Raw genomic sequence first — 15,924 nt, forward strand, 5'->3', positions numbered from 1 at the left:
TTCTGTTACTTTACCAAAAAAAATTATGTTTATACTTATTGCAGGCCCTTACCGCAGCGGAACGAACGATGATCCGCAGCTTATCCAACAGAATCTTAACAATCTTGAAGCCGTTGCTCTTCCTATTTTCAGAAAGGGGCATATTCCTATTATCGGAGAATGGGTTGCGCTGCCATTGATCCATCTTGCCGGTTCTACCCAAATAGGCGATGAAGCATGGCAGGAAATACAGTATCCGGTAGCTCATGCCCTTCTTGAAAAATGTGATGCGGTACTGCGTATAGAAGGAGCATCAAAAGGAGCTGATGAGGATGTAAGAATAGCCAAAGAAAGAGGTCTGACCATTTATTATAACATAGAAGATATTCCTTATGCAAAATCCTGATATAACAATCCTTCACACAGAAGTCCTTTCAGACAATTGGTATACTTTAAACAAAGTCACCTATTCTGTCTTAAAAAAGGACAGAACTACAGAAACTCAGAGCAGAGAAGCCTACGACCGCGGAAACGGAGCTGTTATTCTCCTTTACAACAAACTTTCAAACACGGTTATTCTGACCAGACAATTCCGGCTTCCAACTTATATCAATGGAAATCCTTCGGGAATGCTCATTGAAGCCTGTGCCGGACTTTTGGATAATGATAATCCTGAAGATTGTATAAAAAGGGAAACGGAAGAGGAAACCGGATATAAAATTTCCAAAGTTGAAAAGGTATTTGAAGCCTATATGTCCCCAGGATCTGTTACAGAAATCCTTCATTTCTTTATTGCAGAATATTCAAATGAAATGAAAATCACGGACGGCGGCGGATTGGAAGAGGAAGGTGAAAATATAGAAGTTCTTGAACTATCTTTTGATGAAAGCCTGGCCATGATTGATACCGGTGAAATCAAAGATGCGAAAACGATTATGCTTTTGCAGCACCTACGGATGAAAGGAATCATGTAAAACCCTCTCCTATTTCGCTCAATAAATATGCAGAAAACTGGTGTCTGGGAATGAATAATGATGGATTACTGGTAGGAACAGACTTTGACAGCAATATGTTTGGCGATGAGGTTGAGCCTTAGAATTGATCCTTGATATTATAGAAGAGCTTGGAAATTCCGGAAAATCTCTTAAATTAAGAAAGTTTGAAAGTCCTGAAGATATAGAAAAACAGATCAGAGTCATTTTGGAAGATTAAATTCCAATCCTCGAGATATTTTACAATAATCTATGAATAATGAAGTTGCTAGGAATAAAAATCATTAAAGTAATCGCTTTATTTTCAGTTTTGATTTTCAGTATTCTCATGCTGAAAACGATTTCTCAGTATACTTCTTTTGATAAAAACATCGGGTTTCTGGCCTTTAAGCAGCAGGTAGTCGGCAATCCGTATTGGATGGCTTTTTTCTACATTCATATTTTTTCTATAACGCTTTGTCTTCTGGCTGGTCTTACTCAGTTTTCAAATCGGTTTTTAACTGAAAACAGAGACCTTCATAAGATCATTGGGAAAATATATGTCTACAATATTTTGATCATCAATGTTCCGGCATGTTTTGTACTGGGACTTTTTTCAAATGGTGGTCTTATCGGGATTACAGGATTTCTGATTCAGGATGTTCTCTGGGCATATCTTACCATTGTTGCTGTACTTTCCATTAAAAAAGGAAATATCAGCAGACATAGAACTTACATGATTTTAAGCTATGCGGTGACCACCACAGCCATTACTTTCAGAATTGTTAAAAATATGTTTTATAATGAAACTCGCCATGATTACGAGCTTTTTTACGGCTTGAATGTCTGGGCTGCCCTTTTCATCAACCTTTTCATTGCTTATTTAATTCTCAGAAAAGAGGCTTTATTACCTGGAAAAATCAACGGTGGAAAAGAAGATTAAAAGACTTAGAAATGAAACCAGAAAAAAAGATGTGATAAATATTAAAGTGTTAAAAAGTACTTCATACTTGTTACTTCGGGTCCATTTACTGAAAAAACGCATTATAAGATAAGCAATTCCTCCAAAAAAAGCGATAATAAAAAGAAGAAAAAAATAATATATCATGATTTCGTGTTAATTTGTGTAAATCTATTATTTTAAATCTAAAAAAACAATCAATAACAGTAACAACAGGCTTACAAATAACCTTAATTTTGATTGGAATTGATCCTTAGAATTAATTTATGGAAATAAAGAACCTTGACCACCTTGTCCTCACTGTGACAGATATTGATAAGACTATTGAATTTTATACCCATGTGATGGGATTTGAAGCAGTAACTTTTGGAGACAACAGAAAAGCATTGATTTTTGGAAATCAAAAGATCAATCTTCATCAGAAAGGACATGAATTTGAGCCTAAAGCAGAACGTCCTACCACTGGTTCTGCAGACCTTTGTTTTATTGCACAAACAGACATTCATGATGTAATGGAAGAGCTCAGACAGAAAAATGTAGAAATCATTGAAGGGATTGTAGACAGAACCGGAGCTGTAGGAAAAATCAAATCGGTTTACTTCCGAGATCCGGATCAGAATCTTATTGAAGTAAGTAACTATTATTAGGTAAAAAATATACTCTGTTTTAGTTTTTCTTTACCCGTTTTTTAGTGTTTTATTCCTTCAGTTTTGCAAAAAATAAAATGCAGGTAGAAAATCTTTATAAAATATGGGAAATCTATTGAGAAAATCTATTTAATTCTTTAGATTTTGAATTTAAAGCCTTAATTTTGCACCGAAATTCAGAAAAATTCGGATTCTTTCAGAACTTATGTGCATGAAAAAAATGATGATCGGGCTTACATTGGCCTTATCCATTACTATATGGGGGCAAAAAGCTCCAGCAAAAACAAACAATCTGACACCTTATAGTTATCAGACTTTCAATTGTGACAATAAAGGATATTTTGATTCGGCTAAATATAAAAAAGAAGAAATAGACGGAGTCAATAAGCTTTTGTATCAGTTCAATGGAGTTGTATTTGATACCCGCCCTGTTTTTAAACTTTCCCAGCTTGAAGAAATCCGTCAAAACAGAGAAGCTTACTTACAGGACCTTGAAAAGCAGTACGAGGAAAAGAAAAAGGAATTATACAGCATTAAAGTCATTGATCTTCCCAGATGGAAAAAATTAATGGAAAATACCATTGATTCTTTTGAAAATGAATACCAGCTGAATAAAGAAGAAATACTGGCTTATTCTGATCCTTCCACCCTTAAAAACAGTAAATATTACAATACCTGCAGAGAACAGATTGACGCGATATCCTCTCCGGACAGAGAAAAGATGTTTGCTGCATGGAAAAATTACACTGAACTTAAGAGTAAAAACAATGCTGATCCGAAAAGTGTAATGGCAAGATTTGATGCCAAAATGAATGATCCGCAAAAAGAAGATTATGCACTGATAGACCTGATTGGCCTTGGCTTTCACAACTGTGCCAACAGCAGCTTCAGACAGAAGCGTGAAGATGAGGTAACATCTTACAAGGATTTTGATAAGATTTTTACAAAGCTGAAAAGAACTTGTGATGAGCCATAGGCTGATTAAAAGATTGAAACATTTAATTATAAAAAAATATAACAGCAGTACTCAGATTGGGTACTGCTTTTTATTTGCAAAGTTCTACAGAGAACAGTTAAGGAATGGTTAAAGGAGGGTTAATGGCTGGTTATTCCTTTGGGAAATTGCTCATTACCTCTATTTTCGTACTTCTAAAAACAATTCCATGAAACTGATTATTATTTTTCTGATATTGCTATTTTCTTTAGCAGTATCAGCTCAAAAGACACCTACTATCCTTCCTTTTTCTCTGGAAAACAATTCCATTTATGTGTATTGTAAAGTCAATAAAACTGACAGTATAAAGTTCCTGTTTGATACAGGTGCCGATGGTTCTGTCATCAATATCAATGCAAAGAAAAAAGTACCGTTGAAAATTGACGGACAGTCTGAAAATAAAGGATCAAACGGGGTAAATTCCGTTGATTACAGCAATCACAATACAGTACAGTTTGGAAACATTCAGAAAAACGATATACAGTTTACTCTTATTCCCTATGGTTCTGCTGATTTTGACGGAGTTTTCGGAACTGATCTGATGAAAGGGAAAATCATTGAAATTGATTATCATCAAAATAAAATCCGCTTTCATGAAGAAAATAACCTGTCTATTGACTTAGCAGGATATGAGAAAGTAAAGCTTCATATGATTGGCAACTACCCCGCTGTAGAAAGCAGTATAATAGTGAATGGCAAAGAATATTCAGGATTCTTCGGGCTTGACAGCGGAGCGGATGATGTGCTTACAATAGCTTCTCCTTTTGCAAAAAGTAATGAGTTGGTAAAAATTATGAAAACCATAGGCAAAGCTACAGCAAGAGGTTCTGATGGTTCTATATACGAAATGCCTGTGGTTCTTTGTCCGGCTGTCCAATTCGCCCAAAAATATCTTTATAACCTCCCGATTACACTTTCTGCCTCTACAGAAGGAATTGATGCTACCGAAAAAATGGCGGGATTTTTTGGCAATCAGTTTTTAAAAAGATTCAATACCGTCATTGATTTTAAGAACGGATTTATTTATTTTAAACTGAATAAAAATCTGTATTCGGAGTTTAATTAACTGTAAGGGTTAACTATACACATTCTATCCGTCTGAAGCTATGATATTTTTTCCACCCCGCATTCCGCGAAATAAATTAATAATGAATAAGTTATGGTTTTTTAAATATAATTGCTTAATTTTGCACCCCGAAAATAAGGGTTAGATATGAAAAAAATTGGTGAGCACAGAACGCTTCTTGGAGTAGATAAAAATGTTACTTTAAAAGAATTAAAGACTATTTACAGAAATGTGATGAAAGATACACATCCTGATAAATTCATTAATGATGAATCCGGAAAAATAGAAGCTGAAGAAAAAAGCAAGTCTGTGATTGAAGCATATCATTTTTTGGTAAGTATCAATTCTGAGACGCAGGAAAAATATAAAGAAGAATATACAGAAACCATTACAAAATCTAACATTCAGGATTTTTATCTTGAAAAGTCGATTTTAACGGTTCAGCATCTGAACGGAAATATGTATGAGTACATGGGAGTTCCTAAAAATACTTATATCAAAATGATCAACGCTGATTCACCAAGCCGTTTTGCAAGAAGACACATCTATGGAAACTTTATCTACAGAAAGTCCGGAGAGGCTATGGCAGATTAATTTTTACGATACAATATAAAAAGGCTTCCGGTATACATCGGAAGCCTTTTTATTACCGAAACTCCCAATGTATTTTATCTCTTTTGAAATACCTTTTTATGGGTTCCGTCTTCATATTCCAGAATGATTATCTGATCTTTAGTATTAGGAGATATTTTCTTCCCTGATATATCATAAACATTCTTTATTTTCTTGCTTTTGATTTTATCCAAACTTTCACTTGTTGATAATGTTGACATAGGAGTAGTGGCTACCATATCTCCTAAAAAATAGTAAGGTCCCCAAAAAAGATGGGTTAAGCTTTCAGCAGATGTACCGATATTGAATTTTAGCAACTTGATTTCATTCTGCGAACTTATGGTACCTACAAGTTCGTTGGTAACTCCCAGGAAACATAAATTACTGATTCCTTCATCCACCTCTGTAAAGGTTGTGGAAAGCACATTAGAACCAACAAGGTTCCCAGTGGATAATTGATAAGATTCTATAGTAAACACTATATTTCCTGAAACGGTATTCTGCTTCGTAATATAAAGCTTCTGATTTACAGGTACAATACTGCTATAACTTGCCGAAGGTAAATTGAATGATGTTTCACTTCCTGTTGTAATGTTATATTTAACAATTTTACTATTCACCAAAAGTACAAGTTCGTTGGTTTCCTGGCAAAAGGCAAAATCCGAAAAACCACTAAGGGAAGGCGTTGTATAAATATGTTCAGAAACAAAATTTCCTGTTAGTTTATCAAATTCACACACAGAAACAATATTGGAAGAACTTTCTTTAACGGCAAATAATCTTCCATTAGCAATGGCAACGTTTACATACAGTTCACCACTATTGGTAGGCCAAGGTAAATATAAGGATGAAAATGTATCATTTCCAACATTATATTTACCCAGTACATTCAAGCTTGAATTAAGAGTAAAAATCATATTGGAAGAAGGATCGAATGATGCACTGCCAATATTTGAACTCCCATTGCTGAACAAATAGTTTGATGACATTTGTGCCCCGCTGCTATTATTCAGTTTATTCATATAATCGTACATGACGTTATTAGAATAACTTGACATTGTACAATATAAGTTCTGCGCGCCCATGTTAGTGCAATACAATAAAGATAGCAAAATTAATTTTTTCATTTGTGTTTATAATTTTTTATAGGTTTTTCGAAATCTGCCTAAGAATGTTTCCAAAATGAAAACATTGGATGGCAAATATAGTTTAAAAATAACGATTAGAAAGCACCGGGATTTACAAATAAAAAAAGCGCCTCAGAAATTCTGAGGCGCTTTTGGTTAATTAAAGGCTTAACTTTTATTTATCTAAATGCTTAGGAGTAAATCCGTCCTCATTCAGTTCTCTGTGTACGTAATCTGCTTTCATTTCAGCTTCATAGTCTACTTTAGTATCTTTACCCATTCTGCGTAGAACAGAGTCAAACAGAGAGTAAACTACCGGTACAATGATCAAGGTAAGGAATAGAGACGATGTCAAACCACCGATTACTACCCATGCAAGACCTTTATTCATCTCAGCTCCTGCACCTGTTGCCAATGCAATTGGTAACATACCGAAGATCATCGCAATCGTTGTCATCAGGATCGGACGTAGACGGGCGTGGTTAGCTTGTACCAAAGCATCATGAGTATTAGCTCCAGCTGCCTTTCTTGCATTCGTAAAGTCAACGATAAGGATCGCATTCTTCGCTACCAAACCAATCAACATGATCATCCCTAACATGGTGAAGATGTTTAGTGAGTTTGCAGTTAATGCAAGGATCACCATTACTCCGATCATCGCTAACGGGATTGAGAACAATACCACGAAAGGATATACGAAACTGTCATATAGCGAAACCATTACCAGGTATACCAATACGATAGCTGCTAATAAAGCAATTCCTAAAGTACCGAAACCTTCCTGCTGGTTTTCCATATCTCCACTCCAGATGTATTCTACTCCAATAGGTTTTTTGTTGCTGTTCATGAACTGGTTTGCCCACTCATTAGCTACGTCCCCTACCGGTCTACCTACTGCTTTTGCTCTTACTTTTACCGAAGGAGATTTATCTCTACGTTCAAGCAAACTCGGTCCTGAACCCATTTTTACCTCAGCAAACTGGCTTAGACGAACCTGCTGCCCCTGAGGGTTTGTAAACATAAGGTTTTTAACATCATCAATGGATTGTCTGTTGACATCTCCAAAACGGATATTAATATCATATTCATATTCTCCGGCTCTGAATTTTCCATCAGTGTTTCCGTTGAATGCAGTCTGCATTGTCTGTCCTACACTTGAAAGATTTAAACCTAGAGAAGACATTTTATCTCTGTCAATACTTACCTGAACTTCCGGGCTACCTGTATCTGTAGATAATTCTGCATCCACAGCTCCAGGAACTTTTTTCAATAGTTCTAAGATTCTTGTTGCTTCCTTTACAGCTGTTTCGTTATCCGGTCCTGTTACCACCATTTCAATAGGAGCATTTTCAGCACCCATGATACCAATTGGAGCAGTTTTGAATTCAACTCCTGTGAATTTCTCTTCTAACTGTCTTTTTATTTTCGCAGCTTTGATGTTGGTGCTTTCAGAACGCTCAGATTTATCTGTTAAGTTTACCTGAACCTCAGACTGGTAAGTTGTTGCCTGCGCTCCACCAAAACCTGTAGACTGCTGTCCAACGGTTGTAATAAGGTCTACAACATCTTTATCGTTTCTTAAGAACTTCTCAACATCTAATGTTAATTGGTTTGTTTTTTCAACGGTTGCATCTTTTGATAATTCCATTTGTACCAGGAACTGACCACGGTCGATTGGCGGGAAGAATTCACCTCCAATGAATCCGAATGCTACCAGCATGAATGAACTGATTAAGACAATGAACGTGATCACTACCGTTGAGATTCTTCTTAATGTCGTTTTCAGACACCATTCAAGGATACCGGTGATCCAGTGTGTAAACTTGTCAATTAATCCTTCAAACCAAAGAATGAATTTCTCAAACCAGTTTTTACCTGTTAAATGTTCCAGTTTACCGAATCTTGATGATAGCCAAGGAATGATGGTAAATGAAGCTAATAATGATAACAGGGTTGCAATAACTACCGTGACGCAGAACTGTGCCAGGATATTTGCTACCAGACCCGAACTCATCGCAATTGGTAAGAATACCACCACAATTACCAATGTAATCGCAGCAACGGTAAATCCGATCTCTGAAGCTCCGTCATAAGCTGCTCTGATCTTACTTTTACCCATCTCCATGTGACGGTAAATGTTTTCCAGTACTACAATCGCGTCATCCACCAGGATACCTACCACAAGGGATAGCCCCAGTAAACTCATCAGGTTCAAAGTATATCCCATTAAGTTCATTCCGATGAACGCTGCCACCAATGAAGCAGGGATAGAAACCATTACGATAAACGCGTTTCTGATACTGTGAAGGAATAATAACATCACAATTGCCACAAGGATAATCGCTAAGAATAAGTCGAAAATAACGTGGTTGGCTGATTCAAGGGTAAATTCTGTAGTATCGTTTACAATTTTTACTTTTACACCCTGAACTTTATATGCTTCTTCTACTGTTTTAATTGTTTTCTGAACACTTTCAGATACTGCTACCGCATTCGCATCAGATTGTTTTTTAACCTGCATCAAAATGGTCGGAAACTGATTGAATCTCGCTACTTTTTCAACATCTTTCTGAGAGTCAAAAACTGTTGCAATATCAGACAAACGTACCTGTGCTCCATTTTTATTGGAAACTACAAGATTGTTCATTTCTTCAGTAGACTTATACTTTCCTGACAGCCTGATCGTAGATTTTGTTGTTCTCGTTTTCAAACTCCCTGTTGGGAAGTCAAGGTTTGATGAAAGAATTGACTGTTGTACGTCTCCAATTGAAAGTCCGTACCCCTGTAATTTTTTCTCATCCAGATTCACCTGAATTTCTCTTTCCTGTCCACCTACAAGGTCAACCTGAGCTACACCATTTACACGGGAGAAAATAGGTTCTATCTTTTTATCCAATAAGTCGTAAAGGTCTTTACTATTTAATTTATCAGATGAAATACTCATCGTGATAATTGGTAGATCATCTAAAGAGAATTTGTTCAGAGAGGGCGCTTTCACATCGTCCGGAAGGTCTGCAAGGATGGCATTTACCTTTCTCTGGGCATCATTCAAGGCGTAGTCTACATCGGCCCCATCGTTCAGCTGAACCATGATTACGGATAAACTCTCATATGAAGAAGATTCTACTTTTTTTACGTTTTCCAGGGAACCTACGGCATCTTCAATCTTTCGGGTCACAGATGTTTCCACCTCTGCAGGGGAAGCTCCCGGATATACCGTAGATATTGTTACCATGTTGGTTTCAAACTTCGGAATCAATTCGTATCCCATGAGCGTATAACTCAGGATACCTCCCAGCGTCAGAATTGTAAATAATACAATTACCAGCGAGGGTCTTTTAATCGATATTTCTGCTAACTTCATAGATCTACTACTTTATAATGTTCACTTTAGATCCATTGTCCAGGTTGATCTGTCCGCTGGTTACTACCTGCTCTCCTCCATTCAATCCGCTTAATACCTGAACTTTATCTCCGTAAACTTTTCCGATGGTTACTTTGATCAATTTAGCAACACCATTCTGAACAATGAATAATTGTCCTGAGCTTACTCCATTTACAAAGGCTTCTGCAGGAACTGTCAGCATATTCTGAGTTTCTGCACCGTTATTTGTACTGAATTTAGCTGTTGCATACATACCCGCTTTCAGGTTTCCTCTGTTCTGAACTTCAATTTCCACAGGGAAATTCAAAGAAGCATCACTTTTAGGAGCGATAAAGGTAATTCTACCTGCGAAAGAATCTTCAGGTAAAACATTTACTTTAATCGGAACTTCCTGACCTAACTGGATTTTCCCGATCTGGCTTTCATCTACTAAAACAGAAAGTTTTAAGCTGTTGATATTAACGATTTCAAACATAGAAGTTCCTATCGAAACAACTGTTCCAGGTTCTACCAACTTTTTATTGATTGTTCCGCTGATACCTGCACGGATGCTTGTGTCATTCACTCTTACTCCCTGAGCTTTCACAGCTGCCTGTGCATTTTTCAGTTGAAGTCTTGAATTATCAACCTGTTGTTTTGTAACACCTCCTGTTTTAAAGGCGTTCTCGTAACGCTGATTATCAATAATAGCATTCTGCAAATTATTCTGAGCTTGTGTAACATCCACTTCAATAGCATCTCTCTTGATGGTGGCTAAAACCTGACCCGCACTTACTCTTGAACCTTCTTTTACCAAAACGCTTACAATACGTCCGGCAATTTCAGAAGACTGGTTCATTTCCTGCTTAGGAATGAAAGTCCCGTTGGCAGAGTAGTCTGTATCAATATTTTCTCTTGTAACGGTTACAATATTTACGTTGATTTTATCTACCTGCTTGGCAACTTCTTTTACTTCCTGCGTCTGCTTTTCTTTGTTCCCGGCAATCTTGTAAGCGGCTAGACCTACCAGTACTGCTGCTACGATGATATATATTAAAGTTTTTTTCATTTTAGTTTATTATAAGTTTTGTAGTGTGTTTAGTTCACCCTTAGCTTTTATCAGCTTGATCTCTGCCTGTTTGTAATCCAGCAATGCATTAGAATAGTTCTGTTTTGCCTGTGTCAGAGCATTTTCAGAATCCAGAACCTCTGTAAGGGTTGCTAACCCATATTGATAATTTGACTGGGTATTTTTCTGAACTCTTTCTGCCAATCCTACATTATCTTTCATGCTTTCGATATTAATCAATGCATTTTCCATATTGGTGACTGCATTTTTATAATCTAAACTTAAGCTCAACTGGGTGTTTTCAATATCAACATCAAGATCCTGAATATCAATTTCTGCCTGATTGATCTTCGCTTTTGTAGCTCCTCCCGTGAAAATAGGAATATTTACATTCAAACCAATTGCTGAATAATCGCTCCAAAGAACGCCCTTACTAAGACCATTTGTCAACGGGAATTTTGCTCCATTTGCTCCCCATCCGTAGTTCGCAGTAAGATTTACTGAAGGATAAAGATAAGCTTCGGTTGCTTTTTTATTGAAAACCAAAAGTTCCCTGTTTTTATTTAAAACTTTGATCTCTGTACGATCATTAAGATTTACGTTGCTCGCAATCAGTTCAGGCTTTGGTTCTATCTCTTTTTCTTCAAGCTCGATATCTGTAGAAATCGGGATTCCCATATAAAACTTCAAAGCATTTTTTGAAAGTTCAACAGAGTTGATTAAAGTCTGCTTATTGGAACCAATATTCGTAAGCTGAACATTTGTCCTGTCTAAATCGATTGATTTTGCCAAACCGTTATCAACCAAGCTTTTAATAACATTTCTTACTTTTTCAGTGTTGGCATAGCTGGCAGTTACCGTTTTAAGATTTTCTTCCTGTACGAACACCTGATAATAAGCTGTTGCTACATTTTCAATAATCTGTTCATTGGTTAACTGAGCATTCAGTACATAAAACTCTCTTGTTGATTTTGCAGCTTTAAGTCCTGTAAATACTCTTTGATCAAAAATCGCCTGCTGAAGTTGTACAGAAGCTGTTGAACCCCAAGGCTGCCCAAACTGAGCCCTGATTTTCTCTCCTCCAAATTCCAGCAAAGACTCCTGAATAATCGGATTATAGGTTAAGCCCGCCGTCGCACTGACCTGTGGAAGAGCACCGGCTCTGGCCTCATCAATCTTGTATTCGGCTTTTTTGATCTGTAAAGCAGCTTTTTTAGCTTCTGCCTTATTTTGAAGTGCCTGTTTTATTGCTTCCTGCAGGGAAACCTGCTGCTGGGCAGACATCAATGTAGAGCCGAAAATCATAAATGCTGAAGCTATCCCAATTTTTAGCTTTGTAGCAGTTATACGTTTTCTATTCATAATTTTATACTTCGTTTATTTTTTATTTAATCTTCAGTCATTATTTATTTCTGAATGACGAATCATCGCAAGAAATACTTTAGTTTTTTTTTAGTTTTTGAACAACATATTGATAATAATCTCTTTTCGCTCAGAAATGATCTTATCATATTCTTCATCATTAATTAATAAATTTTCCATAAATAATGGTCTTATGGCACTTGGGAATACTAATAGAGCAACCATATTAAGAATAAACTGAACAGGTGCCATTTTTTCTATATTTCCCAATTCCATTTCTTTTTCGATGTCACTATACATTTCATTCAGGATATCCTCTTCAATTTCTCTGTGATGGCAGGTTCCTTTATTGATCTGTGATACGATATACGTTTCCAGATACGGATACTGAAGGCTTGTAGAAAGACTGCTTTCTATGAACTTGCTGATCTTTTCTTTAAAAGGCAGAGCAGAGTTCTGAATAATCTTCGATTTTTCCTGTTCTACTCTTTGTGCTTCATCAAAGATGATCTGAATAAGCTTATCCCTTGAACGGAAATAGTAATTAATGAGAGTCCTGTTCACTCCTGCTTCATCTGCAATCTCCTGCGTAGTAGCATCAAATTTTCCTTTCACAAAGAACAAATTCTTCGCTGTCTCCTTGATCAATTCCTGTGTTTGGTCTTTTTTTGCTTGATTTGACATTTTTGTTAAACAAATTTGTGCAAATTTATACTAAAATTTATTTTTGACAAAATTGTTAAACAAAAAAATTAAACAAAAATGTCATGACATTCATCATGTCTTTTTAAGGACATTAATGTTAGAATGTAAAGCTTTAACTCCATGTCTGCAGGCTCTTACTCCAGATGAGAGAAAATCACTTTTCAAAATGGGAGATAAAAACTACAACAATAGATAATGGCAGCAAATACATAAGTATAAATCCTGAATTTGCTCGACCTTGACAGATGAATCTGTAGTTACAGAATTAAATTCTTTAGCAAATCTTGCAGAACAGCTGGCTTTTGATTTGAATGATTATTATGCTTGCAGGAAGTGAAGCACTTGTAGCTTCAATGATGTACTATGGTACAGTAAAAGAAGCGGTTTCAAAAGGAGTAAACACGACTAAGCCAGATGTTTTATCTTTCTTTTGATGCTTTTTATATTATTTGAATAAAATTAAAATTTCTGATTATTCAGAGTAAACAAAATCAGAAATTATATTTCAATCCACCCATAATATATCCATGTAATGCTATTGTTGAAGTTTCATCCGTTCCTAAAAGTGAAACAGAGCTATTTATATAATTAAATGAGTTTAGATTTAATATATTATTCATAGCCATATTATATTCTAAGACCGAATTTTCTTTCCTGTATGAAATTTGGCCACCTAATAAAAAATTCTTTATTGTATTTTGTTGCGTTTTTTGGATGAGGTATTCTCCTAGAAAACTTCCAATCCATTCTTTTTTAATATTTGTTCGAATTCCTAAAGATAATTTTAAATTCTGCTGACTTGAAGTAATATTAAAAAGACTTTGATTAAAAAATGATTGGGTAAATGTATATCCAAAATCAAATTGTATAGGTATTTCCTTAAAATTTGTTAAGAACTTTTGTCCTAATTGAAAATTTTTCAAATTAGTCTGATTAGTTTTATGGTTAATAAAATTATTAGTACAACTATATGATCCTGTAAATTTAGATTTGAGCGAGAAAAAATCCCCTAATCGTCTATCATCAGAAACAAGTAAGAGCCAACGGTCATTTAAACTGCCCAGAACATTCAAAGTTTCCGAAAACATCCCATAGTTAGATACATCTGATGTAAAATTAGAATTTGCTTTTTCATACATCAACATTGCAAATAAATAGTTTCCTTTTTTCAAATTGAAACGAATAAAATTGAATTTGAAAGTTTCCGTATTAATCAAAGTTTCTGGAAACAAGGAAACATTTCGCATATATGATAAATCACGATTATAATTTTCATCATATAATAATTGGGTAAATTCGGGAGATTTATACTTATTAAAATATTCTAGCGTTAAAGCTGTCTTTGTATTTGTCTTTGGCTGAAATTTTATCTTTATTTTTTTTTCAAAGTAGTGTTTCTCACTCTGATTAAAATTGAGAAAATGAGAACTCAATGCTCCAAAAAAATCAAAGCTGCCCAAGTTTTTTTGAGTAAAAATTTCATTTAGAAAATGATAGGTTTTGAGTTTCCTCGCTTCTGATTTATTGGTAAAAGCTTTTAATAATAACGCATTTTCATTTTTATTAGAATATCCTGAACGAAAATTAACCGTAATAAATTTGAAATCATTTTTCAGAAAAAAATCCAAAGCATACTTTTTAGAATCTGTGTCTAAAATTTGTGCTAATTTATTAAATGAATTTTGAAAAATATTTTCTGTGGAATTTATATCTAATGTTGATTTATAATTATTTTGTTGTTGTAAAAAAGCAAGAATTATTTTAGAACTATTAATTTTTTTGTTCCAAGAAATAAAATTCCCAAATGTTGTACCTCTAACAGTATTTTCAATATCAAAAATGCTGTTTTTAAGAAATGTATTTCTATTTATATCTTGATCGAAGTTATCTTCCGATGGATTATATCCAAAACTGTAATAAAAAAAACTACTGTCTGAAAAAGTTTTTTTTACTTTGATTTGAGTTGTTCCAAAATATCCATTATTTTTTTCCAAACGACTTTCATAGAAATTATAGTTTGTTGGTTGCTCTGGAAATGCTATTCTATTAATTGTTGAGAGTTTCTCTAATTTTGAGCGATCAAAAATTGAAAATGCAGTTACAGATAATTTCTTTCCAGATTTTGAATATTGCAAAGCTCCAAATTGATTATCTTTTGATTTAACTTTTCCGTCATTATTCAAAAAAGTAGGAGTATCTATTCCTATTCCTCCATCTATAGTAACTGCTTCTTCCTGTTTATTCATGTCATAAAAATCCATTATTCCAATGGGATCTTTTGCAATGGAATTGGCATCTGTAATTAAAGCTAAATTTCCAACCTTACTAAATTTGAATAGATTGACATGAGCAAGATAACTATTTTTATTTCCATAATTGGTTTCAATGTTCCCTGTAATCCTTTCTTTATATCCATCTTTAAGTTTTAAGTTCAGTGCAGTAGATTGATTTCCGCTAATTGTTGTATAGTTCTGCCAAAAATCAATGCCCTCAATCATATCAGCAGAAATATTTTGTGTAGACATTTTATGATTTCTTCCAAAAAGTTCGTTTCCATCAATCAAAACTTGTCCTACAATATCTCCATGATGGATTACTTTTCCATTTTCATTGATCTCTAATCCTGGTAATTTTTTGATCAGATCTTCTACAGTTCTTTCAGTTCCATCCTTAACTACTTTAATATTGTACGAAATAGTATCACCCTTTACAGTCGCAATTTTGGGTCGTGATTTTATTTCTACTTCTTTTATCTCTGTGATCTGTTGCTCCAACGTAATTTCAAAGTCTGACTTTTCCGATGTATTGATTTCTACAAATTTTGTTTTGTAGAGTAATGAAGTAAATTTTAAAGTATAAACTCCTTTTGTCGAGATATTAATATTACAAATTCCCTGTACATCAGTTTTTTTGAATTGTAATGTTCGTCCATTTTGTTGAAGTTGGACATTGATGTTATCAAGTTTTTTTCCTTGCTGGTCAACAAGCTTTATCAAAATATTTTGTGAAAAGTACACACCGAATAAAAAAAGAAATAATAATGTAACAACACCTTTCATACTTTTTA

14 protein-coding genes are annotated in these 15,924 nt (G+C 34.8%); 8 read left to right on the forward strand and 6 right to left on the reverse strand.

What is annotated here, in order from left to right; translation table 11 throughout:
- Positions 1-25 precede the first annotated feature (25 nt).
- From KIK00_RS05685 to KIK00_RS05715, 8 genes are all read left to right on the forward strand, one after another.
- Positions 26-385 carry a DUF4406 domain-containing protein gene (locus KIK00_RS05685; RefSeq protein ID WP_255815591.1) on the forward strand — a complete coding sequence of 120 codons (360 nt, stop codon included), beginning with the start codon at positions 26-28 and terminating at the stop codon, positions 383-385.
- On the forward strand, positions 372-953 hold the full coding sequence (nudK, locus tag KIK00_RS05690; RefSeq protein WP_255815592.1) for a GDP-mannose pyrophosphatase NudK: 582 nt from the start codon (positions 372-374) through the stop codon (positions 951-953). The genes KIK00_RS05685 and nudK overlap by 14 nt, the downstream gene beginning before the upstream one ends.
- A gap of 11 nt (positions 954-964) precedes the next feature.
- Positions 965-1,075 (forward strand): hypothetical protein, encoded by a 111-nt coding sequence (locus tag KIK00_RS22895; protein WP_370647745.1) that lies wholly within the window; start codon positions 965-967, stop codon positions 1,073-1,075.
- Positions 1,076-1,230: 155 nt separating this feature from the next.
- On the forward strand, positions 1,231-1,893 hold the full coding sequence (locus KIK00_RS05695; protein WP_255815593.1) for a DUF2306 domain-containing protein: 663 nt from the start codon (positions 1,231-1,233) through the stop codon (positions 1,891-1,893).
- Positions 1,894-2,177: 284 nt separating this feature from the next.
- Positions 2,178-2,558: a VOC family protein gene (locus tag KIK00_RS05700; RefSeq protein ID WP_255815594.1), complete on the forward strand. Its 381-nt coding sequence runs from the start codon at positions 2,178-2,180 to the stop codon at positions 2,556-2,558.
- 211 nt (positions 2,559-2,769) lie between these two features.
- On the forward strand, positions 2,770-3,534 hold the full coding sequence (locus tag KIK00_RS05705; protein ID WP_255815595.1) for a hypothetical protein: 765 nt from the start codon (positions 2,770-2,772) through the stop codon (positions 3,532-3,534).
- 187 nt (positions 3,535-3,721) lie between these two features.
- Positions 3,722-4,618: a retropepsin-like aspartic protease gene (locus tag KIK00_RS05710; protein WP_255815596.1), complete on the forward strand. Its 897-nt coding sequence runs from the start codon at positions 3,722-3,724 to the stop codon at positions 4,616-4,618.
- A gap of 147 nt (positions 4,619-4,765) precedes the next feature.
- Entirely contained in the window at positions 4,766-5,212 is a 447-nt protein-coding gene (locus KIK00_RS05715) for a KTSC domain-containing protein (RefSeq protein ID WP_047374300.1), read from the forward strand.
- 74 nt (positions 5,213-5,286) lie between these two features.
- Here the strand turns inward: KIK00_RS05715 and KIK00_RS05720 are convergent, their stop codons facing one another.
- The 6 genes from KIK00_RS05720 to KIK00_RS05745 form a co-directional block, all read right to left on the reverse strand.
- Positions 5,287-6,288 (reverse strand): hypothetical protein, encoded by a 1,002-nt coding sequence (locus tag KIK00_RS05720; protein WP_255815597.1) that lies wholly within the window; start codon positions 6,286-6,288, stop codon positions 5,287-5,289.
- Between the two features lie 244 nt (positions 6,289-6,532).
- The gene (locus KIK00_RS05725; RefSeq protein WP_255815598.1) at positions 6,533-9,721 is read right to left on the reverse strand and encodes an efflux RND transporter permease subunit; all 3,189 of its coding nucleotides are present in this window, start codon (positions 9,719-9,721) and stop codon (positions 6,533-6,535) included.
- Positions 9,722-9,728: 7 nt separating this feature from the next.
- A complete protein-coding gene (locus KIK00_RS05730; RefSeq protein ID WP_255815599.1) occupies positions 9,729-10,790 on the reverse strand; it encodes an efflux RND transporter periplasmic adaptor subunit in 1,062 nt (353 codons plus the stop codon).
- A 9-nt stretch (positions 10,791-10,799) separates the two neighbouring features.
- Positions 10,800-12,152, reverse strand: coding sequence for a TolC family protein (locus KIK00_RS05735; protein ID WP_047385339.1), 1,353 nt, complete (start codon positions 12,150-12,152; stop codon positions 10,800-10,802).
- Between the two features lie 90 nt (positions 12,153-12,242).
- Positions 12,243-12,836 (reverse strand): TetR/AcrR family transcriptional regulator, encoded by a 594-nt coding sequence (locus KIK00_RS05740; protein WP_047374291.1) that lies wholly within the window; start codon positions 12,834-12,836, stop codon positions 12,243-12,245.
- 512 nt (positions 12,837-13,348) lie between these two features.
- The gene (locus tag KIK00_RS05745; protein WP_255815600.1) at positions 13,349-15,916 is read right to left on the reverse strand and encodes a hypothetical protein; all 2,568 of its coding nucleotides are present in this window, start codon (positions 15,914-15,916) and stop codon (positions 13,349-13,351) included.
- Between the last annotated feature and the right edge of the window lie 8 nt (positions 15,917-15,924).

Origin of the sequence: Chryseobacterium sp. MA9, from assembly GCF_024399315.1 — a bacterium.
Lineage (GTDB): Bacteria > Bacteroidota > Bacteroidia > Flavobacteriales > Weeksellaceae > Chryseobacterium.